The organism is Bradyrhizobium sp. ORS 86 (assembly GCF_045571475.1).
Lineage (GTDB): Bacteria > Pseudomonadota > Alphaproteobacteria > Rhizobiales > Xanthobacteraceae > Bradyrhizobium.
The window spans coordinates 1,852,047-1,874,728 of sequence record NZ_CP120699.1 but is presented as its reverse complement, the minus strand read 5'-3'; the positions used below and the strand labels follow the sequence as shown (position 1 = coordinate 1,874,728).

22 protein-coding genes are annotated in these 22,682 nt (G+C 60.8%); 14 read left to right on the top strand and 8 right to left on the bottom strand.

Annotation, left to right across the window (positions count from 1 at the left end):
- Positions 1-220: 220 nt before the first annotated feature.
- Both P6U25_RS08600 and fixJ read right to left on the bottom strand, forming a co-directional pair.
- The gene (locus P6U25_RS08600; protein ID WP_280973487.1) at positions 221-562 is read right to left on the bottom strand and encodes a hypothetical protein; all 342 of its coding nucleotides are present in this window, start codon (positions 560-562) and stop codon (positions 221-223) included.
- Positions 563-933: 371 nt separating this feature from the next.
- A complete protein-coding gene (gene fixJ, locus P6U25_RS08595; RefSeq protein ID WP_280980807.1) occupies positions 934-1,539 on the bottom strand; it encodes a response regulator FixJ in 606 nt (201 codons plus the stop codon).
- A 591-nt stretch (positions 1,540-2,130) separates the two neighbouring features.
- Here fixJ and P6U25_RS08590 point away from each other — a divergent pair.
- The 9 genes from P6U25_RS08590 to ccoS all read left to right on the top strand — a co-directional run bounded on the left by P6U25_RS08590 (position 2,131) and on the right by ccoS (position 11,235).
- Entirely contained in the window at positions 2,131-2,358 is a 228-nt protein-coding gene (locus P6U25_RS08590; RefSeq protein WP_280980808.1) for a hypothetical protein, read from the top strand.
- Between the two features lie 1,000 nt (positions 2,359-3,358).
- On the top strand, positions 3,359-4,981 hold the full coding sequence (gene ccoN, locus P6U25_RS08585) for a cytochrome-c oxidase, cbb3-type subunit I (RefSeq protein WP_280978242.1): 1,623 nt from the start codon (positions 3,359-3,361) through the stop codon (positions 4,979-4,981).
- An 8-nt stretch (positions 4,982-4,989) separates the two neighbouring features.
- Entirely contained in the window at positions 4,990-5,724 is a 735-nt protein-coding gene (ccoO, locus tag P6U25_RS08580) for a cytochrome-c oxidase, cbb3-type subunit II (protein ID WP_280973490.1), read from the top strand.
- Positions 5,725-5,734: 10 nt separating this feature from the next.
- Positions 5,735-5,899 (top strand): cbb3-type cytochrome c oxidase subunit 3, encoded by a 165-nt coding sequence (locus P6U25_RS08575; RefSeq protein WP_280973491.1) that lies wholly within the window; start codon positions 5,735-5,737, stop codon positions 5,897-5,899.
- 6 nt (positions 5,900-5,905) lie between these two features.
- Complete coding sequence (ccoP, locus tag P6U25_RS08570; protein WP_280973492.1) at positions 5,906-6,778, top strand: cytochrome-c oxidase, cbb3-type subunit III; 873 nt, start codon at positions 5,906-5,908, stop codon at positions 6,776-6,778.
- Between the two features lie 102 nt (positions 6,779-6,880).
- Entirely contained in the window at positions 6,881-8,338 is a 1,458-nt protein-coding gene (ccoG, locus tag P6U25_RS08565) for a cytochrome c oxidase accessory protein CcoG (protein ID WP_407151036.1), read from the top strand.
- 23 nt (positions 8,339-8,361) lie between these two features.
- Positions 8,362-8,862: a FixH family protein gene (locus tag P6U25_RS08560; RefSeq protein WP_280980810.1), complete on the top strand. Its 501-nt coding sequence runs from the start codon at positions 8,362-8,364 to the stop codon at positions 8,860-8,862.
- A 10-nt stretch (positions 8,863-8,872) separates the two neighbouring features.
- A complete protein-coding gene (locus tag P6U25_RS08555) occupies positions 8,873-11,059 on the top strand; it encodes a heavy metal translocating P-type ATPase (RefSeq protein ID WP_280973497.1) in 2,187 nt (728 codons plus the stop codon).
- Positions 11,059-11,235 carry a cbb3-type cytochrome oxidase assembly protein CcoS gene (ccoS, locus tag P6U25_RS08550; RefSeq protein WP_280973498.1) on the top strand — a complete coding sequence of 59 codons (177 nt, stop codon included), beginning with the start codon at positions 11,059-11,061 and terminating at the stop codon, positions 11,233-11,235. The genes P6U25_RS08555 and ccoS overlap by 1 nt, the downstream gene beginning before the upstream one ends.
- A 148-nt stretch (positions 11,236-11,383) precedes the next feature.
- Here the strand turns inward: ccoS and P6U25_RS08545 are convergent, their stop codons facing one another.
- Positions 11,384-11,641, bottom strand: a complete 258-nt coding sequence (locus tag P6U25_RS08545; RefSeq protein WP_280973499.1) for a hypothetical protein — start codon at positions 11,639-11,641, stop codon at positions 11,384-11,386.
- A gap of 201 nt (positions 11,642-11,842) precedes the next feature.
- Here P6U25_RS08545 and P6U25_RS08540 point away from each other — a divergent pair, with 201 nt between their 5' ends.
- The 4 genes from P6U25_RS08540 to P6U25_RS08525 all read left to right on the top strand — a co-directional run bounded on the left by P6U25_RS08540 (position 11,843) and on the right by P6U25_RS08525 (position 14,801).
- Entirely contained in the window at positions 11,843-11,974 is a 132-nt protein-coding gene (locus P6U25_RS08540) for a hypothetical protein (RefSeq protein ID WP_280973500.1), read from the top strand.
- Positions 11,975-12,150: 176 nt separating this feature from the next.
- On the top strand, positions 12,151-13,548 hold the full coding sequence (locus tag P6U25_RS08535) for a PAS domain S-box protein (protein WP_407151035.1): 1,398 nt from the start codon (positions 12,151-12,153) through the stop codon (positions 13,546-13,548).
- A gap of 8 nt (positions 13,549-13,556) precedes the next feature.
- The gene (locus P6U25_RS08530) at positions 13,557-13,829 is read left to right on the top strand and encodes a hypothetical protein (protein WP_280973502.1); all 273 of its coding nucleotides are present in this window, start codon (positions 13,557-13,559) and stop codon (positions 13,827-13,829) included.
- A gap of 297 nt (positions 13,830-14,126) precedes the next feature.
- Positions 14,127-14,801 carry a helix-turn-helix domain-containing protein gene (locus tag P6U25_RS08525; protein WP_280973503.1) on the top strand — a complete coding sequence of 225 codons (675 nt, stop codon included), beginning with the start codon at positions 14,127-14,129 and terminating at the stop codon, positions 14,799-14,801.
- Positions 14,802-15,153: 352 nt separating this feature from the next.
- Here P6U25_RS08525 and P6U25_RS08520 read toward each other — a convergent pair whose 3' ends face one another.
- From P6U25_RS08520 to P6U25_RS08500, 5 genes are all read right to left on the bottom strand, one after another.
- On the bottom strand, positions 15,154-15,333 hold the full coding sequence (locus P6U25_RS08520; protein WP_280980812.1) for a hypothetical protein: 180 nt from the start codon (positions 15,331-15,333) through the stop codon (positions 15,154-15,156).
- A gap of 27 nt (positions 15,334-15,360) precedes the next feature.
- Complete coding sequence (locus P6U25_RS08515) at positions 15,361-16,083, bottom strand: CBS domain-containing protein (RefSeq protein WP_407151034.1); 723 nt, start codon at positions 16,081-16,083, stop codon at positions 15,361-15,363.
- Between the two features lie 542 nt (positions 16,084-16,625).
- Positions 16,626-17,606, bottom strand: coding sequence for a PDR/VanB family oxidoreductase (locus tag P6U25_RS08510; RefSeq protein ID WP_280980814.1), 981 nt, complete (start codon positions 17,604-17,606; stop codon positions 16,626-16,628).
- A 12-nt stretch (positions 17,607-17,618) separates the two neighbouring features.
- A complete protein-coding gene (locus P6U25_RS08505; RefSeq protein ID WP_280980815.1) occupies positions 17,619-18,371 on the bottom strand; it encodes a GntR family transcriptional regulator in 753 nt (250 codons plus the stop codon).
- Between the two features lie 3 nt (positions 18,372-18,374).
- On the bottom strand, positions 18,375-19,421 hold the full coding sequence (locus P6U25_RS08500) for an aromatic ring-hydroxylating dioxygenase subunit alpha (protein WP_280980816.1): 1,047 nt from the start codon (positions 19,419-19,421) through the stop codon (positions 18,375-18,377).
- A gap of 520 nt (positions 19,422-19,941) precedes the next feature.
- Here P6U25_RS08500 and P6U25_RS08495 point away from each other — a divergent pair.
- Positions 19,942-21,141 (top strand): IS256 family transposase, encoded by a 1,200-nt coding sequence (locus tag P6U25_RS08495; protein ID WP_280973221.1) that lies wholly within the window; start codon positions 19,942-19,944, stop codon positions 21,139-21,141.
- Positions 21,142-22,682 lie beyond the last annotated feature (1,541 nt).

Here is a 22,682-nt window from a genome sequence, read left to right as displayed (position 1 = left end):
CCCCGCATTCGACCGCCGGCGCTGTGCATGTCGCGCCAGGGCCGGTGCCGAGCACCTTATTCGTCAAAGAACTCAAGTTCACGCGTCGCCTTTCGTCTCATAGAAATCCACGATCTGTAGCGGAAGTCCCGACAAAGCGGATAGCCGCACATGACTGGAAAGCAACAGAGCAAAGACCGGGCCAATCGCCGACGGCGTCGCGCACGGGCACGCTGCGCGGTCAATTGGACCCAAAACAAAACGCGGCGCGCACAGTCTGGCCACCGGTCAATCGCCGAGATGTCGTGAACACGACATTGCGCACGAAAGCGCACGCCAACCGGCAGGATGGCAACTTCTCTTTTCCGCATCGACTCGCGACAAGCTTAACGATGCGGGTGAAGCCGTCGCTGCGGCGCTCTTCGTCCGCCCGGACATTATGAAATGCCTCAGGCGTCACCGGCAGCCATCGGATTTCGGATGAACAACAATTGTTTTCAAACGCCGAGCGGTCATATTCCACATACAGATCAATGTCTTGCTTGAACATGCGGGCGACGCTCTTCTGCTGGCGATCGATCAACGGGCCGCGCAGGCGCTAACTGGCCTTGGCAAGGCAGAACTCAACGCGCGCTTGTTGGTGTTGCGCTGAACCTCAAGGTCTCGACAAAATAGATCAACCGATCGGTGGCCTCCGTCGACTTGTTGCTTTTGTATGAGACGAGTTCCTGCGCCAGCGCAGCTTCGTTGTCGTGTGCGCTAGGTATATTCCAGCGCCGCAACTCCTCGCCGCTATGATTATGGGGTAGGTTACGCTGGGGAGACGGCGGCAGCCACTTGAAAACCGCTATTGTTGCCGCCTCGCCTGGTTCTGGCCGAGGCTTGACAAAGGCGCTCGGCGCGGGGCTCGACTCTTCAGGTGCAGACCGGGTCGATGCTTTTCTGCCGTTGCCCCTAAAGTCCTGCAGCGATCGCGACCCTCATCAGCTCCGACATGTTCCGCGCGTTCGTCTTGGCCATCAAGTTCGCACGATAAACCTCAACCGTGCGCGGGCTGATGCCCAGCTCGTGGGCGATCACCTTATTAATCTTGCCCGTCAGCAGTCCCTGCAAAACGTCACGCTCGCGTGGTGACAAGTCAGCCAGGCGAGCCTCAGCCTGCAGCTTTACGCTATTATCGGTAACTTTCGGCGGCGACTCCAAGGCGTCACGGATCGCACGCAGAAGCACTTCGTCATCGAACGGCTTTTCGATGAAGTCCGCTGCTCCGGCCTTCATTGCCTCCACCGCGAGTGCCACATCTCCGTGACCAGTCATCAGAATGACAGGACTACTGGCGCGGTCGGACTTCAGCTTGCGGACCAGTTCAAGCCCCGTCATGCCAGGCATGCGAATATCAGATATTATGCAACTGGACTGACCATCCGCAAAATGATCGAGAAACTCGATCGCACTCTCATACGCAGCCACGGCGAAGCCGTTCACCTCCAGCAGGAAAGTCAACGAATCTCGCATCGCCGGATCATCGTCGATCACGAGAATTGTTGGTCGCGCAGTCATGGTCCTTGTTCGCCCTTTGCGGTGGCACCGATTCCGTAATCGTGTATCGGGCTGACTGCCGCCAGCCACTCTGGGGAGCGGCGATACCGGTCGCCGTCAGATGCTACGCCGGCAAGCCTTACACCTGATTTACATTACAGCGTTTGCTGATTGGAAGCCACCGTCCGCGCGGGGCTGCGCACGTCTCAGTAGACATGCATCAATGTGGGAATGTCGTCACGACCCAGCCCAGATGCGACAATGGGAGAGAACCGTGCGCTGGGAGAGTTGGCGGCGCTTGCCTGACCCGGCCGTGATCCCCAGGACGTGCGCGAGCATCCGTGCATATTGACCTCTACACCTCGTCCGTTCACCGCCATAAGGCGGCTCGGAAAGCCTCCCACGAACCTGGTGGCTGATTCCCATGATGGAATCGCTGATATCGATCATGGCCCTAGCTAGTCGACACAGCGTGCTGTGGGACCGGCTGCCGGTCTCGGGGTGGCGGATCCCGCTCGCTTCTTGGGCCATACCTGTTGCGGCAGATCAAGACAGAGATCGATCTCCGATGGCAACATCCGTAGACTTGAGCAGCTCACAAGAGAGATAGCGATGCCATCATTCGATATTCGATTTATCAAGACGGTTTGCGACGACACAGGTCACGAACATCGCGCTTGCCAGGCGGCATTCAAGGTCGATGCCACCTCTCTCACCGCAGCGGCCCAGCAGGCAGAGGCCGATTTCTGCAAACAGAAGGGCGTCCGCGACTGGACCATCTTTGCGGACGCGATGGAGCTTCGAACGCCTCCGGCGTTACCGCCGGGATGGGGCGGCTAGGCGCGGAACTTTTTTTTGGACAGTGCTGCTCGCCGCCACACGGTGATTGAACTGCGCTGCGGTCGCATCTCTTACACCTGACAAACTCGTATTCTCGGTTTTGCGCGGTTGCAAAAGCTGAAAATCAGACCCGCGCCAGGTCGAGCAGGCTGGGCTTCTCAGCGCAGCTATGTTGATCGATGAGGAGTTTGCCGGCCGGCCCAATTTAACGATTGAAAACGATCCTTTCGCGGCGCGGATCGACAGCCAAGGCAGATCAGCAAAGGGCTGATGTGCCACTTCCAAGCGCTGGCAGAAGCCGGTGCTGACGGGCGACCCGCGCCAATTGTGCATGTGGCCACGAACACCTTTTTAACGCGCAGGTATAGACCAGTTCAATACGGCACGTGGACTGCGTTTCTCGATCGTTGTGACCTTCATTTGACGCAGATCAAACCTGCACCTGCGACCATCCGCTACGGAGGGCCAATGGGTGCAAAGAATGGTCATTCAATCAAACAGCAACGCATCTCCGCTGTTAGAGCGCGCCCTCGATCGTCTGCGTTCGCTGCGGTCCCAGCAGCGGACTTTTCTCAAATGACCGACCGGCCGGTCGAGGAGGTCGCGCGCGAACCAAGGCTCTCCAGGTGGGATTTCCGCGCCCTGCCCCTCCGGCCAACCACTCCTGCACTTCTGCGGAGGCGTCTGGCGCATGCCCGCTCATCGGAAGGCGCGCTCGTCACCTCGCGCAATGAGGCGCCAGGCGACCTTCAGGGAATATGCGGCTTGTGTCTCGAAAAGCTGCCCCGTGGTGCAGAGCTTCGTAGAGAGCGGGCGAGCCCGCCGAGATGCCGCCCGGACGAACTGACATTGAGAGCGCTTGGCCGCGCAATGAACGACAAGTGCCCTCGTTCGGCGATTAACGTCACTCAATCTGGTGACTGGCCACCCTGGTTTCCCAAGCTTCCTCGCATTCAAGGAAAGCCTCGACATGACTAGTCCGCCCCCTGTTTCAAAGTCGATGACGACGGGTGAAGCCTGCCTGATGTCTGCATCCGCCGTCCTTGCCTTCACCAGTTTTTTTGCCGCGGCAATGGGACACGACGCGGCCTTTACGTTTCATGCCTCGCTTGCCTCAGTAGCGGGCCTGATCGCTGCGGCCGTGATCCTCAATCGCTACTATGATCGTCCGGCCACGTTGCCGCCGCAAGCGATCGGCGGCAGGCCGAACTACTATCTCGGTCCGATCAAATTCGCTTCCACAATGGCAATGTTCTGGGGCATTGCCGGCTTTACGGTGGGCCTACTGATTGCCCTCCAACTGGCGTGGCCCGCGCTCAACTTCAACCTGCCATGGACTACATTCGGTCGGCTGCGCCCGCTGCACACCTCGGCGGTGGTCTTCGCATTCGGCGGCAACGTCTTGATCGCGACCTCTTTCTACGTCGTGCAGAAGACCTGCCGCACGCGTCTTGCGGGCGACCTTGCACCCTGGTTCGTGGTGGTTGGCTACAACTTCTTCATCCTGGTCGCCGGTAGCGGATATTTGCTCGGCGTGACGCAGTCGAAGGAATATGCCGAGCCGGAATGGTATGCCGACCTTTGGCTGGCGATCGTCTGGGTCACATATCTGCTCGTGTTCTTGATGACGCTCGTGAAGCGCAACGAGCCGCATATCTTCGTAGCCAACTGGTTTTATCTCGCGTTCATCATCACCATCGCGGTCCTGCATCTTGGCAATAATCCAGCGCTTCCGGTCTCGTTTCTCGGGTCCAAGTCCTACATCGCCTGGGGCGGCGTGCAGGACGCCATGTTCCAGTGGTGGTACGGCCACAATGCGGTCGGCTTCTTCCTGACTGCAGGCTTCTTGGCGATCATGTACTACTTCATTCCGAAGCGGGCCGAGCGTCCGATCTATTCCTATCGGCTCTCCATCATCCACTTCTGGGCCCTGATCTTCCTGTACATCTGGGCCGGTCCACACCACTTGCACTACACCGCGTTGCCCGACTGGACCCAGACGCTCGGCATGACGTTCTCCATCATGCTCTGGATGCCTTCCTGGGGAGGCATGATCAACGGCCTGATGACGCTGTCGGGAGCCTGGGACAAACTGCGTACCGACCCTGTGCTGCGCATGCTGGTGGTCTCGGTCGCTTTTTACGGCATGTCGACCTTCGAAGGCCCGATGATGTCGATCAAAGTCGTCAATTCGCTCAGCCACTACACGGACTGGACGATCGGTCATGTGCATTCCGGCGCGCTGGGCTGGGTCGGCTTCGTCTCGTTCGGTGCGCTGTATTGTCTCGTGCCCTGGATCTGGAATCGGTCGCTCTACAGCCTGAAGCTGGTCAGCTGGCACTTCTGGATCTCGACGATCGGCATCGTGCTCTACATCTCCGCGATGTGGGTCTCGGGGATCCTGCAGGGCCTGATGTGGCGGGCCTATACGTCTCTTGGCTTCCTTGAATACTCCTTCATCGAATCCGTCGAGGCGATGCATCCCTTCTACATCATCCGCGCTGCGGGCGGCGCGCTGTTCCTGGTCGGCGCGCTGATCATGGCCTTCAATCTCTGGATGACGGTCAATGCCGGCAAGATCAATGAGACCGAGGGCGCCGGCCTCCTCCAGCCTGCTGAATAGGTCGCACGATGTCTCTCTGGAACCGACACAAGATCTTTGAGAAGAACTCGATCATCCTGATCGCGGGTATTCTCCTCGTCATCGCGATCGGCGGGCTGGTCGAGATTACCCCGCTGTTCTACCTCAAGAGCACGATCGAGGCGGTCGACGGCGTGCGGCCCTACACCCCGCTCGAACTTGCAGGTCGCAACATCTACGTCCGCGAGGGGTGCTATCTCTGTCATTCGCAGATGATTCGGCCGCTGCGTGATGAGGTCGAGCGTTACGGTCACTACTCGCTGGCCGCGGAAAGCATGTACGACCATCCGTTCCAGTGGGGCTCCAAGCGCACCGGGCCCGATCTGGCGCGCGTCGGCGGCAAATATTCCGACGATTGGCACGTCACCCATTTGACCGACCCGCGGGCGATCGTGCCGCAGTCGGTGATGCCCGGATATCCGTCGCTCGCAAAGGCTGAACTCGACGCGTCCGATATTGCGGCTCATCTGCGCACGAATCGCGCGGTCGGCGTTCCCTATACCGACGAGCAGATCGCCAACGCGGCCGCCGACCTGAAGGCGCAGACCGATCCCGACAGTGCTGGCTCCGACGCGTTCCAGAAGCGTTATCCGAAGGCTCTGGTTCGCAACTTCGACGGCAAGGGCGGCAATCCGACCGAGCTCGACGCGCTGATCGCCTATTTGCAGATGCTCGGCACGCTCGTCGACTTCAAGCTCTACAACGAAAAAGCCAATTTGCGCTGAGGGCACGAGAATGAAAGCGATCATTCAGGTCGAGAATTTTGCGTCGAGCCTGGTCGGCACGGTCTGGACCCCCATCTTTGTCGGACTCTTCATCGCCATCGTCGCCTACGCGCTTTGGCCCCGCAACAAATCTCTCTTCGATGCCGCAGCCCGGATGCCGCTGCGGGAGGATTGATCGATCATGAGCGAGCATAGCGAGATTGACCATGTTTCCGGCCGCAGCACGACCGGTCACGAGTGGGACGGCATCAAAGAGCTGAATACGCCGCTGCCACGGTGGTGGATATTGACGTTCTACGCCACGATCATTTGGGCGATCAGCTATTGGCTCGTCTATCCGGCCTGGCCGCTCGTCTCGGGCTATACCTCCGGACTGCTCCACTACTCGACCCGCGCCAGCGTCGCGACCGACCTGGCCGACCTCGAGGAGCTGCGTGGTGAGAAAATGGCAGTCCTCGGCAGCGCTTCCCTGGCCGCGATCGAGAATGATCCAGCCCTGCTGGCGCTTGCGCGCGCTCGCGGAAAGACCGTGTTCGCGGACAATTGCGCGCCATGTCACGGCAGCGGAGCCGCTGGCGCCAAGGGATTTCCCAATCTCAACGACGACGATTGGCTGTGGGGCGGCACGCTCGACCAGATCACGCAGACGATTCAGTTCGGGGCGCGGTCCGGACATGCCAAGGCGCATGAAGGCCAGATGCTGGCATTCGGACGGGACGGGATCCTCAAGAAGGATGAGATCGTCACCGTTGCCAACTATGTGCGCTCGCTCTCCGGTCTTTCCACCGCGCCGAACTTCGATGCGGCGGCCGGCGAGAAGACCTTCGCCGAGAACTGCGCGAGCTGCCATGGCGACAATGCCAAGGGCAATCAGGAGGTCGGTGCGCCCAACTTGACCGACCAGATCTGGCTATATGGCTCCGACGAGGCGACACTGATCGAGACCATCACCAACGGCCGCGCCGGCGTGATGCCGGCTTGGGTCGGTCGTCTGGATCCGGTCACCATCAAGGCGCTGACCGTCTATGTGCACTCGCTAGGGGGCGGCAAGTAACCGCCGCCATAGCGGGTGCCATTTCCGAGACTGCTGATCGAGGTCAAATCGGCACCGAGACGTCGATGTAGCATCGACTAACCGTCTCACCCGAGCAGACGCATGAACAAGCCCGTGCCGCCCGATGAACTCATGACCGGCGAAACCGGACCGCTCTACGCGCCTCGCAAGAAGGTGTTTCCACAGAGCGTGTCGGGACGGTTCCGCGCCATCAAGTGGCGGCTGATGGCCGTCTGCCTGGGAATCTATTACCTGCTGCCGTTTATGCGTTGGCATCGCGGCCTCGGCGCGCCCGATCAGGCCGTACTGATCGATTTTCCCAACCGACGCTTCTATTTCTTCTTCATCGAGCTGTGGCCGCAGGAGGTCTATTATTTCACCGGCCTGCTCGTGCTCGCGGCTTTCACGCTGTTCCTGATGAACGCGCTGGGCGGCCGCATCTGGTGCGGCTATCTCTGCCCGCAGACGGTCTGGACCGATCTGTTCTATGCCGTCGGGCGCTTCGTGGAAGGCGGCCGTCGCGAACAGATCAAGGCCGATGCCGGACCGATGACCGTGAAGCGGGCCGGTCGGCGCGTGCTCAAACATGCGATCTGGCTCGTGATCGCGTGGTGGACCGGCGGTGCCTGGGTGCTGTACTTTTCCGACGCCCCGACATTGGTACGCGACCTCGCCACCCTCCAGGCACCCGCGCTCGCCTATATCTGGATCGCGATCCTGACCGCCTCGACCTATCTCCTGGCCGGCTACATGCGAGAGCAGGTCTGCGTCTATATGTGCCCGTGGCCGCGCATTCAGGCGGCGCTGACCGATGAATGGGCGCTCAACGTCACCTACAAATATGATCGTGGCGAGCCGCGCTGCTCGGTGAAGAAGGCTTTCGACATCCGGGCGCTTGGGGAAAAGGCCGGCGATTGCATCGACTGCAATCAGTGCGTGGCGGTCTGCCCGACCGGGATCGACATCCGCGATGGCGCACAACTTGGCTGTATCCAGTGCGGCCTGTGCGTCGATGCGTGCGATGCGGTGATGACCAAGGTCGGCCGCAAGACCGGCCTGATCGGCTATGACAACGACATCAATATCCAGCGCCGCACTGCCGGCAAGCAAGAGATCTTCAAGCCGGTTCGGGCGCGGACGGTCGTCTATGCCGGCCTGATCACCGTGGTCTGCGCGGTGATGCTCTACGCCCTGATGTCCCGGACCTTGCTGGACATCAACGTGCTGCATGACCGCAATCCGGTGGCGGTGCGCCTCAGCGATGGTTCGATCCGCAACGGCTACACGTTGCGTTTTCTGAACAAGCGCGGCTTCGACCGCGTCATCGCGATCGATGTCGATGGGCCGCCGGCCGCCAAGTTCCACGTCATTGGCATCGATTCGGTGACGCCGGATCGTCCAATGATCGTTCTTGCACGCGATACCAGCAGCGAGCTGCGCGTACTGGTGACCGCACCGTTCGCGGCGAATGCCGACAAATCCGTGCCGATTAGGTTCCGCATAACCGATATCGGTCTAGGAGAGGTCGCCTCGGCAACTGATCATTTCGTTCTCCCATAACGACCGCCGATGGAAACGCCACAATGAGCATAACGACACCAAGCGCGCGACCGATTACCGGACGCTTCGTCCTGATCGCGACGGTCGCATTCTTCGCGGTCGTCATCAGTGTCAACGTGGTCATGATCCGCTTTGCGATCGCGACCCTGCCGGGAACGGAGGTCGATAGCGCCTATCGCGCAAGTCTCGCCTACCAGCGTGAGATCGTCGCCGCGAGGCGACAGAATGAGCGCAACTGGCGGATTGAAGCTCATGTCGAGCGGCGATCCGATGGCGCGGCGTCGCTTGCGATCGAGGCTCGCGACCACGCTGGGACCCCACTTGCCGGAATGACCTTCATCGCGCGGCTGGAGCGGCCGACCGACGACCGCGCCGACCACGCGATCGAGATGACCGAAGCCGATCACGGCCGCTACCGCGGCAGCGTCGACGGCGTCGCCGCCGGACAATGGGACCTCGTGATCGAGGGCGACGCCGGCGGCCGCCGCATGTTTCTGTCGAAGAATCGTATCGTCCTGGATTGAGGCAGCGCGCATGCAGGCGGAAGTCGACTTCTCCCACTATTTGAAAGGTGCGGGTGAGGGACTCGTTCACCTTGATCTCGCAGTTGAAGGTATCAATTGCGCCGGCTGCATGGCCAAGATCGAGCGCAACCTATCCAGTATTCCGGATGTGGTTTCTGCGCGTGTGAACCTCGCCGATAGTCGGCTGGCGCTGGAGTGGAGGCCGGGCGCGCTTGATCCGGCACTGTTCGTGAAGCGCTTGGCGGAACTCGGCTACAAGGCCCATCCATTCAAGCAGGACGATGCCGAGTATCGCGAAGCCCAGCGAGCCCAGGGCCTGCTGCGTCGGCTCGGCGTCGCCGCTTTTGCCGCGATGAACGTGATGATGCTGTCAATTCCAGTCTGGTCCGGCAACGTCTCGGACATGCTGCCGGAGCAGCGCGACTTCTTCCACTGGCTGTCGGCGTTGATCGTCTTACCGGCCGCGGCCTATGCGGCGCAACCGTTCTTTGCTTCCGCGTGGTCTGCGTTGCGCGCGCGGGGTGTCAACATGGACGTCCCGATCAGTATCGGCATCGTGCTCGCCTTGGCGATGTCGGTTGTCGAGACCATCAGCCACGCCGAACACGCCTATTTCGACGCCGCGATCATGCTGATCGCCTTTTTGCTCGCGGGCCGCTATCTCGACCAGAACATGCGGCGGCGTACCCGCACCTTCGCTGGTAATCTCGCCGCACTGAAGGCGGAGACCGCGACGAAGTTCATCAGCTCCACGGAGATCAAGACGGTACCCGCCGCGGCGATCAGGCCCGGCGACATCGTACTGCTGAGGCCCGGCGAACGCTGTGCGGTAGACGGCAACGTGATCGAGGGACGCTCGGAGATTGATCAGAGCCTAATCACCGGCGAGACCCTGCCGGTGAGCGCAGCGCCGGGCAGCGCGGTCTTCGCCGGTACTTTGGTGCGGTCGGGTACGCTCCGTGTCCGCGCGGCGGCGGCCTCGGAGAACACGCTGCTTGCCGAGATCTCTCGGCTGCTCGACCAAGCGCTGCAGGCGCGCTCACGCTATTTGCGCCTCGCAGAGCGCGCATCGCGGCTTTATGCCCCGGTCGTGCACGCAGCCGCCTTTCTGACGATGGTGGGCTGGCTCGCCTACGGTGCAACGCTTCACGATTCGATCGTCACGGCGATCGCAGTGTTGATCATCACCTGTCCCTGCGCGCTGGGCCTTGCGATCCCGGCTGTGCAGACGGTCGCGTCCGGCGCGCTGTTCGGTTCCGGCGTGTTGCTTAATGCCGGCGACGCGATCGAGCGCATCGCCGAGATCGACCGGGTCATCTTCGACAAGACGGGTACGCTGACGCTCCCCGAGCTCGATGTTGCCAATCTGGCGAACCTTCCCGACAACGTCGTCGAGATCGCAGGCCGATTGGCGCTGTCGAGCCGCCATCCGGTCGCCGCTGCCGTGGCGCGCGCCGCGGGTGCCACCGAGCCATTGACTGATATCGAGGAGGAGCCGGGGCAAGGCGTTCGGGGCTATCATGACGGGCAGCCGATCCGGCTTGGCCGGCCCTCGTTCTGCAACGCCGAGAACCTCGCCAACGAGATGCTCAGCCGTGATCCCGAGGCGTCCATTGTCGCATTCAGCCATGGCGACGCGACCTTCGTCTTTGCCGTTCGGCAACAGATGCGGCCGGACGCGGCTGAGATTATCGCGAACCTCAATCGCCTCGGCATCGCGGTCGAGATCGTCTCCGGTGATCGTGAACCTGCGGTGCGGTTCGCGGCCGGAATGCTCGGCATCCACGAATGGCGCGCCGAGGTCTTTCCGGTCGACAAGATCGCGCGCATTGAGGAACTGGCGCGAGGGGGCTGCAAGGTATTGATGGTCGGCGACGGCCTCAACGATGCGCCTGCACTCGCCGCAGCACACGCTTCGATGTCACCGGTCAGCGCCACTCACATGAGCCAGGCCGTCGCGGATGCGGTCTTCCTCGGCGACTGTCTCGCGCCGGTGCTGGTGGCGGTCAAGGTCTCGCGCAAGGCGCTGCATCTGATGCGCCAGAACCTCTGGCTTGCCGTGATCTACAATGCGCTGGCGGTGCCGGTTGCGATCGCCGGCCTCGTTACGCCGCTGATTTCCGCAGCGGCGATGTCTGGCTCGTCGCTGTTGGTCATGCTCAATGCGCTGAGGGCGCGAGCGAGGGAGGCTGTCTGATGGAAGTCCTGGTCTATCTGGTTCCGCTCGCGCTCGCCCTGGGCTTCCTCGGCCTGCTCGGATTTCTCTGGTCGCTCAAGAGCGGCCAGTATGACGACCTCGACGGCGCGGCGTGGCGTGCCATCGCCGATGACGAGCCTGTCACCGATCACGGCGTATCCGAGTGGTGGAAATGAACCAGCGCGACCGCGGCAGCGACGGTCAGCGCGGTACAGGCAAACGCCAGGATCAGGCCGGCGGCCATTCGCCAGCAAGACGTCGCACGATGCGACCGCAGGTTCAGAACTGCGAGCAATCTGTCGATGGATGCAAGCCGAGACATGGTCAGCAGCAACTCATCGGCAGGACCTCGGGTTGCCAGTAGCGCCAGTGCGTCGGCGAGACCTCTATGGGCTGCATTGTTGTGGCGTCGACCCATGCGTCGCCGTGGCGCAGGCAGGGAAACGCCAGCCTGCGCGGATCGACATCGAACACTGCAAGTTCGATCGCACAGTCGAATGGAGCGGTCGTGACGTCCCGCCATCCCAGCAAAGTGAGCCAACGAAAGATGACATTGAATGTTCGACGCATGCCGGGCTTCATCTGTGAACGATGACGTCGAGCATGACAGTTTGGATCGCCAGAGCAGTTGATGTGGCGCAATCAGACAGCAAAAGACGGATTGGCAGCTTCGGACGGAAGCGACGGCAACGCTGACCTGCGTCACTGGACTCGTGCGGCCAATTGCTACATCAACGAGTTGTATCAACGCTGTCAAGGTTTGCTCAAAGCCGGGCAAGACACATGAAGGACAGCGCAGTCTCGAAGGCGATCTCGACAGTACCATTCGATGGCAACATGACGGATGTCGATGACGACGACGTGCATCCGCTCACCTTCGGAGCAATCGATGGTTGGGATAACAGGCGATGGTGAGTGAAGGCATCGACAAGAGTAGAGCCGTTGCGAGCTTTCGTATATTGACACAAGCGGATAGGAGTGACCAGCCGCTTTGGGCTATATAGATAGAGATCGCCCGAGAAGCGAAAGTTTGCGAGGCAAACAGCTTGATGACAATGCGATGTCGCTTCTGGCTTAGGTATGGATCGGCTGTGGCTGCAACGCTACTTGTGTTTGCCGTCCGGCTCGTGCTGGACCGCTATTTCGAAGGACGCAGTTTCACTGTCATCTACGTCCCGGCCGTGATGTTTGCCGCCCTGGCTGGCGGACGTGGCCCGGCGCTCCTCGCGACAGTCCTGTGTCTTGGGGCCACACTATTCTTCCTCGGAAATAGACTCCATGCAGATCCGGCTGATCTGATCGACGTGTTGTCATTCGCCGTTCTGGGTCCGATACTCGGCTTCGTCGGAGACCGGCTTTCGCGCGAGTCGGAGGATGCACGCTATCGGCAGGCGCAGCTACAATCCATCCTGGACACTGTGCCGGAAGCGATGATCGTGATCGATGAGAATGGGATCATGCGCTCCTTCAGCGTCGCTGCCGAGCGGCTGTTCGGCTGGGCAGCCGCGGAGGTCATCGGGAAGAACGTCTCGATCCTGATGCCCACGCCCTATCGGGATGAACATGACAACTATCTGCACCGATACCGGAACACGGGTGAACGTCGCATTATCGGCATCGGGCGGATTGTTGTCGGAGAGCGCAGGGATGGCTCGACTTTTCCGATGGAGCTGGCGGTCGGCGAGGCCAGGGTCGGTGCGGAAAGGTTCTTTACAGGGTTCATCCGTGATCTGACCGAGCGCAGGAGCGAGGAACGGCGCATGCAGGAGTTGCAGTCGGAGCTGGTCCACGTGTCGCGCCTGACCGCGATGGGCGAGATGGCGTCCTCGCTGGCTCATGAGCTCAATCAACCTCTGTCTGCGATCACGAGCTACCTTCGCGGTGCAGCGACGCTGCTGAAGTCAGAGCATGTCGATAAGCAGAGAGTCATCGAAGCGCTGGATCGTAGCGCCGCCCAAACACTGCGCGCCGGCGACATCATCAAGCGGTTGCGAGAGTTCGTTGCGAAGGGCGAAACCCAGCAAACCTTGGAAAATCCAGCCGTGCTGCTGGAAGAAGCCGCGGCATTGGCGCTTGTGGGCGCGAGGGAGCAAGGCGTCCGGGTTTCGCTTCATTGCGATCGCGACCTTCCGGATATCATCGTCGACAAGATCCAGATCCAGCAGGTTGCGCTCAACCTGATCAGGAATGCAGTTGAGGCAATGGAGACAACGAGCCGTCGCGAACTCACAATCGAAGTCAGAAACAGGAACAACACCGCATTCTTCTCGGTGGCCGATACCGGCACGGGGATCAACCCGGAGATCGCGCGGCAGTTGTTTCAGCCGTTTGTCACCAGCAAGCCGAACGGAATGGGCGTCGGCCTCTCCATCTGCCGCACGATCATCGAATCGCATGGTGGCCGCATCTCCGCCCGGTCTCACAATGACGGCGGTACTGTGTTCGAGTTCACCTTGCCCTTTGCCGAGCCGGAACCGCACGAGCGATGAGATCTGTGATGCGCGCCGATGAAGCCAAGGCATCGCGTCCCCTCAGATGTCTATGGAAGGAAGCGAATCACCGTCGACGAATGTCCGCAGGCGAAGAGCGAGACGAGCAGCAGATCGGAATTGTTAGCCTGATAGAAGAACGGTTGCGCGTTGGTAAGACAAGCCGAGCAGACAACCGCGAGAGCAGATTTGCCCGGGTTCAGATCAGAAAAATCAAGGCCGATGTTGTACCATCGATCTGTTCGGGGGATACGACCCTGGACGGTATCTGGAGCGTCTGATGGACTATGAACCGCAGATCGCGCATCGGATTCGGGACCTCGCGTGAATAAGGCTGGACGGCTAGCCGACGCCGCGAGAGATCCACTCGCCATCTTCTCCACAATTGCAAGTTAAGCAGATGAGAGGTGCGCCGCAACGATTGCACCTCGAGCGAAGCTGACAGGTAACCAGCGCTCGACGCCGGTCGGTAACTCCCTGCGGCCCTCCGGAATTGTACTTAGGGGACCGACCGAGATTTCGGAAACATTAAAAAGAGGCAGACTTCCGATCGTGAAGGATCGAACCGGAGTTTTGCCATGCTCATGACGGCCGCCAATTCCCAAAAGTATAGTCGTTCCCTTCCGCTGTTGCGCTCAGGTGTAGCCCAAAAAGACAGTCCGCGGGCTCTGATGGGGGCAGCGATGCGATTTGCCCGCAACGCTGAGATTTACGGTGAAGATGAGCCAGCCGAATACCTTTATCAGGCCATTTCTGGAGCCGTGCGCACCTATCGTATGCTGGATGATGGCCGACGCCAGATCTGCGGTTTTTACCTGCCTGGAGACATCTTCGGCGTCGAGGCCGGCGAGGTTCACCTGTCGTCCGCCGAAGCCCTTAATGATGCCGAGGTGCTCGTGGTGAAACGCAGCAGCCTAATGGCTCGCGCCGAGCGCGAAAAGGATTTCGCCGCGCAGCTTTGGACGCTCACGGTGCGGGAGTTGCAGAGGGTCCAGGAGCATTCCCTTGTCCTGATCAAGAGCGCCGAAGAGCGGGTCGCCGGATTTTTGCTGGAAATGTCCGGCCGCAGCTGCCGCGATGCCGTGATTGAGTTGCCAATGTCGCGGCGGGACATTGCCGATTACCTTGGATTGACGATCGAGACCGTGTCGCGCACATTTACCCAGTTCGTACAATCCGGCATCATTACACTCGAAACATCCCGACGCATCCAGTTGCGCGACGAAGCCGTCCTGAATCGGCTGAACGCGTAATTGGCGCCGTCGATTAGTTTGATGCGGAGGCATCACGACCGCTTTGCGCCAGCTCCCAATACAATTCCGGTTACCGGATTGACGAAATGAGTGGCCGCGCAGGCGACGCATGTGACAGGCTCGTAGCGATCCTTGCTTGAACCGGTAGAGCTGAAGACCTCTTCGGACAATAATCCCTGTACCGTGCGCCCCGTCCACGGGCAGCAAAAGAGAATGGGGCGCCAAGTCTGTCGATCAGCCATTTCTTTGGTCCATATGATACGCCGAGGGCGTTGTCGGACCTGATCAAGTTCAGGCCGATGATCGCAAGATGACAATTGTCGTCCGGTCAAAGACACCAAGCCAACCTTATCTATGGGCGGACGCTTCGCCGGCGATAGGCTGTCCACGCCGCGCCGAGGCCGATCAGGGCGGTCATCAGGATGATCGCAAGGACAGCCTGCACGATATCGAAATTCGCAGAGTCCGGCGTAACCAGCAACGCCGCGATCGGCGCTGCGATGATGAAGAAGATCCAAACAATCCAGGACATCGATTGGCTTCCAAATGAGGTAGCGGACTAACTCGCGGCCTTCGCGTCTTCCCGAAATTCAAGGTGGTAGCCGGAATAGGTGTCGACAAAGCAGAAATGATCATGCACGTCCTTGACGCCCGCGACGTTCTCCGCTGCCACGATTGCTGCCCGGCGCAAATCAGGACTGATGATGACGCCGTGAAGGTGCACAATGCCGTTACGCACAGCGACCTCAAAACCAATCGGGCACCAGTCCGTGGCGCTGACCTGCTGAACGATGCGGTCGCGGATATGGTCGTCGTCTGCAGTTAGATCCGGGATCTCGGCCGCCTTGCTGGCAACGGCCTGCAGCAGATTCGAAGGGGCCACGATGCCGACTAGGTCCTTGCCGCGCATCACTGGCAGGCGCTTGACGTTCTTCTTTTCCATCAGGCCCACGAGCTCGTCCAGCGATGCTTCTTCCTCGACCGTGATCGGCTCCAGCGTCATCACGTCCTCCACCTTGCGGCCCCGCTCACGGATGAAGTCGACGGCTGCTCGGCCGGGTCCAAGGAAGAACTGCAGCCAGGCCGGACGCTTGCGTCCGGTTCCGATCTCGCTGCGGCGCAGGAAATCACTCTCCGAGACGATGCCCACAAGCCTGCCATCGGAGTTTACGACCGGCACCCCACCGATGTGGTTGCGTAGCATGATGTTGACGGCGTTCTCGATCGAGGTCTGAGGAGTGACCGTGATGACGTTCTTCGTCATGACCTGGTGAGCTCGCATGGAATGCCTCCTGAGCCTAATGAGTTGAAGGTAGGGCGTCCTGCGCTGCAGGCTTTGACTTAGCTCAACCGAAGCAACGCCAGCCTTGTGGATCTATCATTCAGGTTCTTAAGCTGGAGATTGGTGCGTCCATGCCTGACCGTTGTTGGGTAGCTCAGCTTCTCCAAGGAAGGCGACCGTCGTCGGCCGACTTTCGCTCTCGCAAGAGAATAAGGTCGTGCAAATTGCGTCTGGACTGGCATTGCTTGCGCATTTCAGTGCAACCTGAGGCATGCTACAGTCATGCCGCGCAACACATTTGCCGTGACACCGCCGGCACGACCTCCTGCAGACGGGAACGGCGATAGCGGCTCGGGGCCAAGAGATCGAGGCTTGCATCGACTGCGATGGGCAGGATTGCGGGCTGAATGTCAGCGTGATCGGTGTCGAGTGACACGATTTTTGCCGAACGCCCGAGGACGGTCAGATGTGGGACGACTTGGCTCCTCCGAGACCTCCGTTGAAACTCCGGCTTTTCCGCCGTCGGGCGTCTTGAGGCGAGGCTAAACGACGTCCGGGCGAAGCAGCATGTCGACCGTGATGGTACCGCGGGCGCGCGAGACACATGCGCAGATCTTCTCGCTGGCGCGTTTCTGCTGCTCGCTGAAGAAGACGTCACGGTGATCAACCTCCCCGTCGACGCCGATGAGGTTGATGGCGCAAACGCCGCACTCGCCGCGACGGCAATCCGAAATCACCTCGTAACCTGCCGCATTGAGCGCGTCCAGCATCGAGCGATCGCGCGGAATTTCGATCTCGACGCCCTGTTCGGCAAGGCGCACCCGAAAACTTTCGGTCGGTAGCAAGCCGCTCGAACCGAAAGTCTCGTAGCGCAGGTCGGACAATGCGCGCCCGTCATCGATCCAAGCTCGTCGCGCGGCATCGAGCATACGCATCGGGCCACAAAACAGCGTCATGGCATCAGGCGGCAGCGACGCGAACGTCGCGGCGAGATCGAAGCGACGCTTTTCGTTGCCGGCATGGACAACAAGGCGCTCGTTCAACAAGGGGACCAGAACATCCAGATAGGCCGCATCCTCGCGCGAACGCACCACATAATGCAGAATGAACTCAGCATTGCGCCGGGCGAGCGCCTGTGCCGCCCCGATCAGCGGCGTAATGCCGATGCCGCCGGCGACCAAGCAATAATGTTGACGCGCCCAGTCAATCGGCAGCAACGAGATCGGCAATGTGACGTTCAGCCGTGCCCCCGGCGCGAGCGACCACATGTAGCGCGAGCCGCCACGTGAGTCATCCGCCCGCCGCACCGCAATACGGTAGCCGGCGCCGTCCACTTCACCAACCAGCGAGTAGGACCGCGTCTCGGGCTGGCCATGGACGACGACAGCAACATCGATGTGGCTTCCAACCGGGTAGGCCGCGCCCTTATAATTGTCAGGTCGGATCAGAAACTCGCGGATTGAAGTCGTCAGATCGCGTGTCGCGATCAAGGTGGCGGGCGTCCGTGTTTCGATGAAGCGCATGCGGTTCCTCCTCTAATCGCCTGCCGTCCTGATGAGCGCCAGTCCGGGGAGCAGATCGAAATGTGTCCTATTCTTGAGCACCAGCCGCAGATTTCGTGCGGCCAGCCGCGCGTGCTCGCGCATGACCGCTTCGGCCCGCGCCCCCTCGCGGTTCTCGATTGCGTCGATCACGACTCGATGTTGATCCTGCGCGATCAGCAGCGTCCGGGAAGCGTCCGGCAGCGTCGACTGCGTCATGACAAAACCGCTCGGCGAGGCGAACGGGAGCGCCGACGCGCGATCGACCTGCCGGATCAGGGGTGGGCTGCGCGACAGTTCGGTGAGCTGCGCATGAAAACGCGCATTGAGCGCGACGTAGGAGGCGAAGGCCTCGACTGAGATCGGGTCCTGCCGCACCAGGGTATCGATCTCGTCGAGACAACCCTTCATGGATTCGAGATCGCGCGATGAAACGCCTCGCTCGGCGGCAAAGCGCGCCGCAAGTCCTTCCAACGTGCCGCGCAGTTCGATCGAATCCAAGACATCTCGCTCGGAGAACGCCTTGACCATGAAGCCGCCGGAGGGGATCGCTTCCAAAAGACCCTCCTCCTCCAATCGCACCAGCGCCATTCGCACCGGCGTGCGCGAGACACCGGTGGCCTGCACTGCCTGCAATTCTGAGATTCGCGCGCCTGGCCGCAAATCGCCCGACAGGATCAGGTCGCGCAAACTGAGCTGCGCGCGCACTGTTTGCGAGACGGCGCGATCGCTGTCACGCTCGGCCATGCCTTACTCCGCCGCCTGCCGTTGCGGCGGATGCTCCGCGCCAATCATGCGATCTATCAGTCGGCGTGCCCACATCGCGCCCGCATCGATATTGAGGTTGTAGAAGACCCGGTCTGGGTTTTCGGCGATCGCGCGCTGCTGCGCCTCAAGAATCAGCTCGTCCTCCCGAAAAATGCCGGCAACGCCTTCGCGGAGCTCGGTGGTGAGACGCTGCTCGCCTAACCGATAGTTGCGCACGAATGCCCAGAAGTAGTGACAGCTCGTTTCCGTCTCCGGCGTGATGGTGTTGAGGACAAGACCGTTGACACCGGCCGAGCGATCGCCCTCGGGTGCGCCCGTCCCGGCGGGCGCGACGCCGACATCGATATTGATGGTGCATGGTGCCTCGAAACGAATGATTTGCCAGCGGTCCACCGGACCCGGCTTTTGCAATTGCTTGGCCCAGAACGGCGGCGCGGTAATTCCCTTCATCCAACGCGTGACGGTGACGGTCTTCTCGCCATGCGTGACATCGAACGGCGCTTCCGCGATGGCGTCATTGCCAATGCTGGCGCTGTGGACGAACGTTTCGTGCGTCAGATCCATGAGGTTGTCGACGACCAAACGGTAGTCGCATTTGAGGTGAAGGGTCTTACCGTCGCCGGCCCACGCGGAATCGTCGTTCCAGTGCATGTCCGGCACCAATTGTGGATCGGCCAGCGCGGGATCGCCCATCCATAGCCAGATGAAACGATGACGCTCGACAACAGGATAGGAACGCACGCACGCGGAGGGGTTGATTGTGTCTTGCGAGGGCATGAAGGTGCAGCGCCCCTGCGCGTTAAATTTCAACCCATGGTAGCCGCAGACGACAGCGTCGCCCTCAAGTCGCCCCTTTGAAAGCGGCACCAGCCGATGCCAACAGGCATCTTCCAAGGCAGCCACCTCGCCGTTGCTGCGGCGATACATCGCGACGTGCTTGCCGCATACGGTACGCGGCAATAGCGCCTGCTTCACGTCAGCATCCCAGGCAGCGGCGTACCAGGCATTCATTGGAAAACAGTGGTCCATTGGCGGTCCTCGTTGTTCACCGATGGATACATTCTGTATCCACTTCTTCCACGATAACAGATGAAATCGGGTCAAATATTGACAAAGAACCTGCATCTGGCGGCATTCACGTCAGGTTCTGTATACATTTCGAGGTCGGCTCATCGCGGTCGCGCATCTCCATTTTGCCTGCCCGGCTGATGGAAATTGGCCCGCGAACCCGACTTTCGTGTCAGGGTGGGAGCAACGCCAAATGCGGATCCTCCGTCCCCACAGGGCGCGCCGCTGTGGCAAAGCCAAGATCGGCGCGCCATCAGCACCTTCCCTACATACTGTCGCGGATACGTGGGGCTTCTGCAGCGAGCAGGTGACACGCCGGTAGAGGGTCGTGTCCCCATTGGTGGTGTAGCTCGGTAGAGCAAAGCCGTCCGCACGCGCGGCCTCCCATGGCGCCGTAGCGGGCGGGCGGCTTTGCGGTGGTCACCGGCAGTTCGCCGGTAGGGTCGGGTTGCTGATACCAACCTGATTCGAGGAACCACCGATGACCGATGAGATGATGAACCTCCGCACGCTCGTGGAGAAGACCCCTGATGCCGATCTGCTGCGCGAGATGATCGGCTTTGCCGCCCAGCGCCTGATGGAGCTGGAAGTGGAAGGCCAGACTGGGGCCGCCTATGGCGAGAAGAGCTCCGAGCGCCTGGCGCAGCGCAACGGCTACCGCGACCGGACCTGGGAGACCCGCGCCGGCACGGTCGAGCTGCGTATCCCCAAGCTGCGCAAGGGTTCCTACTTCCCCGGCTTTCTGGAGCCGCGCCGGATGGCCGAGAAGGCGCTCACCGCCGTGGTGCAGGAAGCCTATGTGCAGGGCGTCTCCACCCGCTCGGTCGACGACCTGGTGCAGGCGATGGGCATGAGCGGCATCTCCAAGAGCCAGGTCTCGCGGCTGTGCGCGGAGATCGACGACAAGGTGAAGGCGTTCCTCGCTCGCCCGATCGAGGGCGATTGGCCGTATCTGTGGATCGACGCCACCTACGTGAAGGTGCGCCAGCAGGGGCGCATCGTGTCGGTCGCGGTGATCGTCGCGGTCGGCGTCAACAGCGATGGCCGGCGCGAAGTTCTCGGTATGGACATTGGTCCCTCGGAGGCCGAGACATTCTGGACGGCGTTCCTGCGCAAGCTCGCCCGCCGCGGCCTGCGCGGCGTCAAGCTGGTCGTCTCCGACGCCCACGAGGGCATCAAGGCGACCGTCGCCAAGGTGCTCAACGCCAGTTGGCAGCGTTGCCGCGTGCACTTCATGCGCAACGCGCTGGCCCATGCCGGCAAAAGCGGACGGCGTGTCGTCTCCGCCTTCATCGCCACTGCGTTTGCCCAGGACGATGCCGAAGCCGCACGAGCGCAATGGCGAAAGGTCGCCGATCAGCTCCGCCCCAAGCTACCCAAGCTCGCCGGCTTCCTCGACGAGGCCGAGACCGATGTGCTGGCCTACATGACGTTCCCGCCGCAGCACCGCACCAAGCTGCACTCGACCAACCCGATCGAGCGCCTCAACGGCGAGATCAAGCGCCGGACCGAGGTCGTCGGCATCTTCCCCAATGAGGACGCCATCGTCCGCCTCATCGGCGCGATCCTGCTCGAACAGAATGATGAATGGGCCGTCCAGCGCGCCCGTTACATGACGCTGGAAACCATCGCGCCGTTGAGCGATGATCCAACCGTCAGTCTCCCGGCTATCGCCAGCTGACCAGTCCGGCTCTTGCCGGCGAACGCGGTGTCCCACCGCCAGTTACACCACGCTCAGGGACACGATCCGGTAGAGTCCTCGACCTCACGGAATCGCCAAGTCAAACGCGACCTGAAGAGGCCGCCAATGCCGGACAGCGCGTACAACTGGTCACGGCCATCGGTGTTCGCTGCTTTGCAGTGTCGGGAGCAGATTCCACTCCTGTCATTCATTGTTCCGAGACGATCTCGCCCAGCATTCTGGGATGACGTCAGTAACGCTGTGACTTGGCGCTCCTGAGCCACGCGTGAACGAAGCGCTGCCGTCACTATCATGCACTACTCGTTTCGCTGACCAGCCTTACCTGCCTGACAGCAAAGCTAACGACCGCGCCCCCCCCCGAGAAATAACTGCGATCCGTCAGTTTGCATCGAGGAGAGCTCCGGCGCGCAGCGCGTGCCCAACTGGTTGGGCGAGCCAATCAAGCTCGACGGAGAAAATCTCGCGCTCCAGGAATGGTGGCCACGTAGCTCACGCCTTAAACGTGAGATCTGCCTGCGGCTGAGACGCGCTCGGTAGGATCTTTTGCGATCGCATCCCATGTATCAGATGTCGCCACGCCCGTTGGTCATCGTGCTACCAGCCTGGGGGCGGAGGTACAGTGTAGAGCTTGGGCAACACGGGCGCTGTGTAGGCCGACTGATATGACAAGCTCAAGGTCGACGCCCCCAGGGGTTTTGGTGTGACAGAAGCTTTTCACAGCAACCAAGGTGCGACAATCCTCAGATTGAGCCAGATGTCGTTCTCGCCAGCGACGACTACTCTTCTAGCTGCCTATGTTACGCACGATTACAAGCGAGACGGTTGCTCGTTTCCGAGCCAGGGCTTGCCTCAGTACGGAGGTCCGAGCCCGGCACCGCCTCTTTTGCCGCATCGAGAGAGACGTGGAGTCTAAGTGGTCCACCGAGGTCATTCGGGCGTTAGACCATTGCGGCGTCAGCTGATCAGGTTACGCGGGCAACGGAACGAGCAAGAACCAACGTGGATCTCGGCATCCCCTCCGAGCATTGCTCCATACTTTCACGGCGTGGATACCTACCATCCAAACAATGGATTTTACCATTGTTGCGGAATGCTGCATCGACGCCGCCACCCCTCTCATGCCGATCACGTCACTGACCATCGCGTGACGCTGCTCGACTAAAGATGGGATGGCGCTATGTCGACAGAAAACGACAGAAGGGGAGCTCAACTGGCGAACGCAATCATCGCCACGGTCAAGAAGCAAGTTGCGGAGCGACGACAAAACAAACGAGCGCTACGTACTTGACCTGGCTTGGCATCCAATCCCGGAAGTTAACGGAATCTACTGGCGGCACATCCAGCGACGTCGCCGCGTTCGCGGCGCGAATGCGCGCCAGCACGGAAGACCGTCGAGTCATCGTCAGGCCCGTCCAAGAAGCGCCGCCCCGGTTGGCGCACTTCTTGCTAGACAGAGCAGGATAAGCAGAAACTGAAAGCCTGCCATTGAAATGACGCCGCACGTGTCGAACTGCCGACAT

What these genes read in the sequence shown, in the direction of transcription:
- P6U25_RS08590 (WP_280980808.1), top strand. Translation starts at nt 2,131, where the DNA reads ATGCCATCATTCGATATTCGATTTATCAAGACGGTTTGCGACGACACA.
- P6U25_RS08530 (WP_280973502.1), top strand. Translation starts at nt 13,557, where the DNA reads ATGCGCGCCGATGAAGCCAAGGCATCGCGTCCCCTCAGATGTCTATGG.
- P6U25_RS08510 (WP_280980814.1), bottom strand. Translation starts at nt 17,606, where the DNA reads ATGCGCTTCATCGAAACACGGACGCCCGCCACCTTGATCGCGACACGC.
- P6U25_RS08575 (WP_280973491.1), top strand. Translation starts at nt 5,735, where the DNA reads ATGAAAGCGATCATTCAGGTCGAGAATTTTGCGTCGAGCCTGGTCGGC.
- P6U25_RS08520 (WP_280980812.1), bottom strand. Translation starts at nt 15,333, where the DNA reads ATGTCCTGGATTGTTTGGATCTTCTTCATCATCGCAGCGCCGATCGCG.
- P6U25_RS08495 (WP_280973221.1), top strand. Translation starts at nt 19,942, where the DNA reads ATGACCGATGAGATGATGAACCTCCGCACGCTCGTGGAGAAGACCCCT.
- ccoO (WP_280973490.1), top strand. Translation starts at nt 4,990, where the DNA reads ATGTCTCTCTGGAACCGACACAAGATCTTTGAGAAGAACTCGATCATC.
- P6U25_RS08505 (WP_280980815.1), bottom strand. Translation starts at nt 18,371, where the DNA reads ATGGCCGAGCGTGACAGCGATCGCGCCGTCTCGCAAACAGTGCGCGCG.
- P6U25_RS08555 (WP_280973497.1), top strand. Translation starts at nt 8,873, where the DNA reads ATGCAGGCGGAAGTCGACTTCTCCCACTATTTGAAAGGTGCGGGTGAG.
- P6U25_RS08500 (WP_280980816.1), bottom strand. Translation starts at nt 19,421, where the DNA reads ATGGACCACTGTTTTCCAATGAATGCCTGGTACGCCGCTGCCTGGGAT.
- ccoN (WP_280978242.1), top strand. Translation starts at nt 3,359, where the DNA reads ATGACGACGGGTGAAGCCTGCCTGATGTCTGCATCCGCCGTCCTTGCC.
- ccoS (WP_280973498.1), top strand. Translation starts at nt 11,059, where the DNA reads ATGGAAGTCCTGGTCTATCTGGTTCCGCTCGCGCTCGCCCTGGGCTTC.
- fixJ (WP_280980807.1), bottom strand. Translation starts at nt 1,539, where the DNA reads ATGACTGCGCGACCAACAATTCTCGTGATCGACGATGATCCGGCGATG.
- P6U25_RS08515 (WP_407151034.1), bottom strand. Translation starts at nt 16,083, where the DNA reads ATGCGAGCTCACCAGGTCATGACGAAGAACGTCATCACGGTCACTCCT.
- P6U25_RS08540 (WP_280973500.1), top strand. Translation starts at nt 11,843, where the DNA reads ATGAAGGACAGCGCAGTCTCGAAGGCGATCTCGACAGTACCATTCGAT.
- ccoP (WP_280973492.1), top strand. Translation starts at nt 5,906, where the DNA reads ATGAGCGAGCATAGCGAGATTGACCATGTTTCCGGCCGCAGCACGACC.
- P6U25_RS08525 (WP_280973503.1), top strand. Translation starts at nt 14,127, where the DNA reads ATGCTCATGACGGCCGCCAATTCCCAAAAGTATAGTCGTTCCCTTCCG.
- ccoG (WP_407151036.1), top strand. Translation starts at nt 6,881, where the DNA reads ATGAACAAGCCCGTGCCGCCCGATGAACTCATGACCGGCGAAACCGGA.
- P6U25_RS08545 (WP_280973499.1), bottom strand. Translation starts at nt 11,641, where the DNA reads ATGAAGCCCGGCATGCGTCGAACATTCAATGTCATCTTTCGTTGGCTC.
- P6U25_RS08560 (WP_280980810.1), top strand. Translation starts at nt 8,362, where the DNA reads ATGAGCATAACGACACCAAGCGCGCGACCGATTACCGGACGCTTCGTC.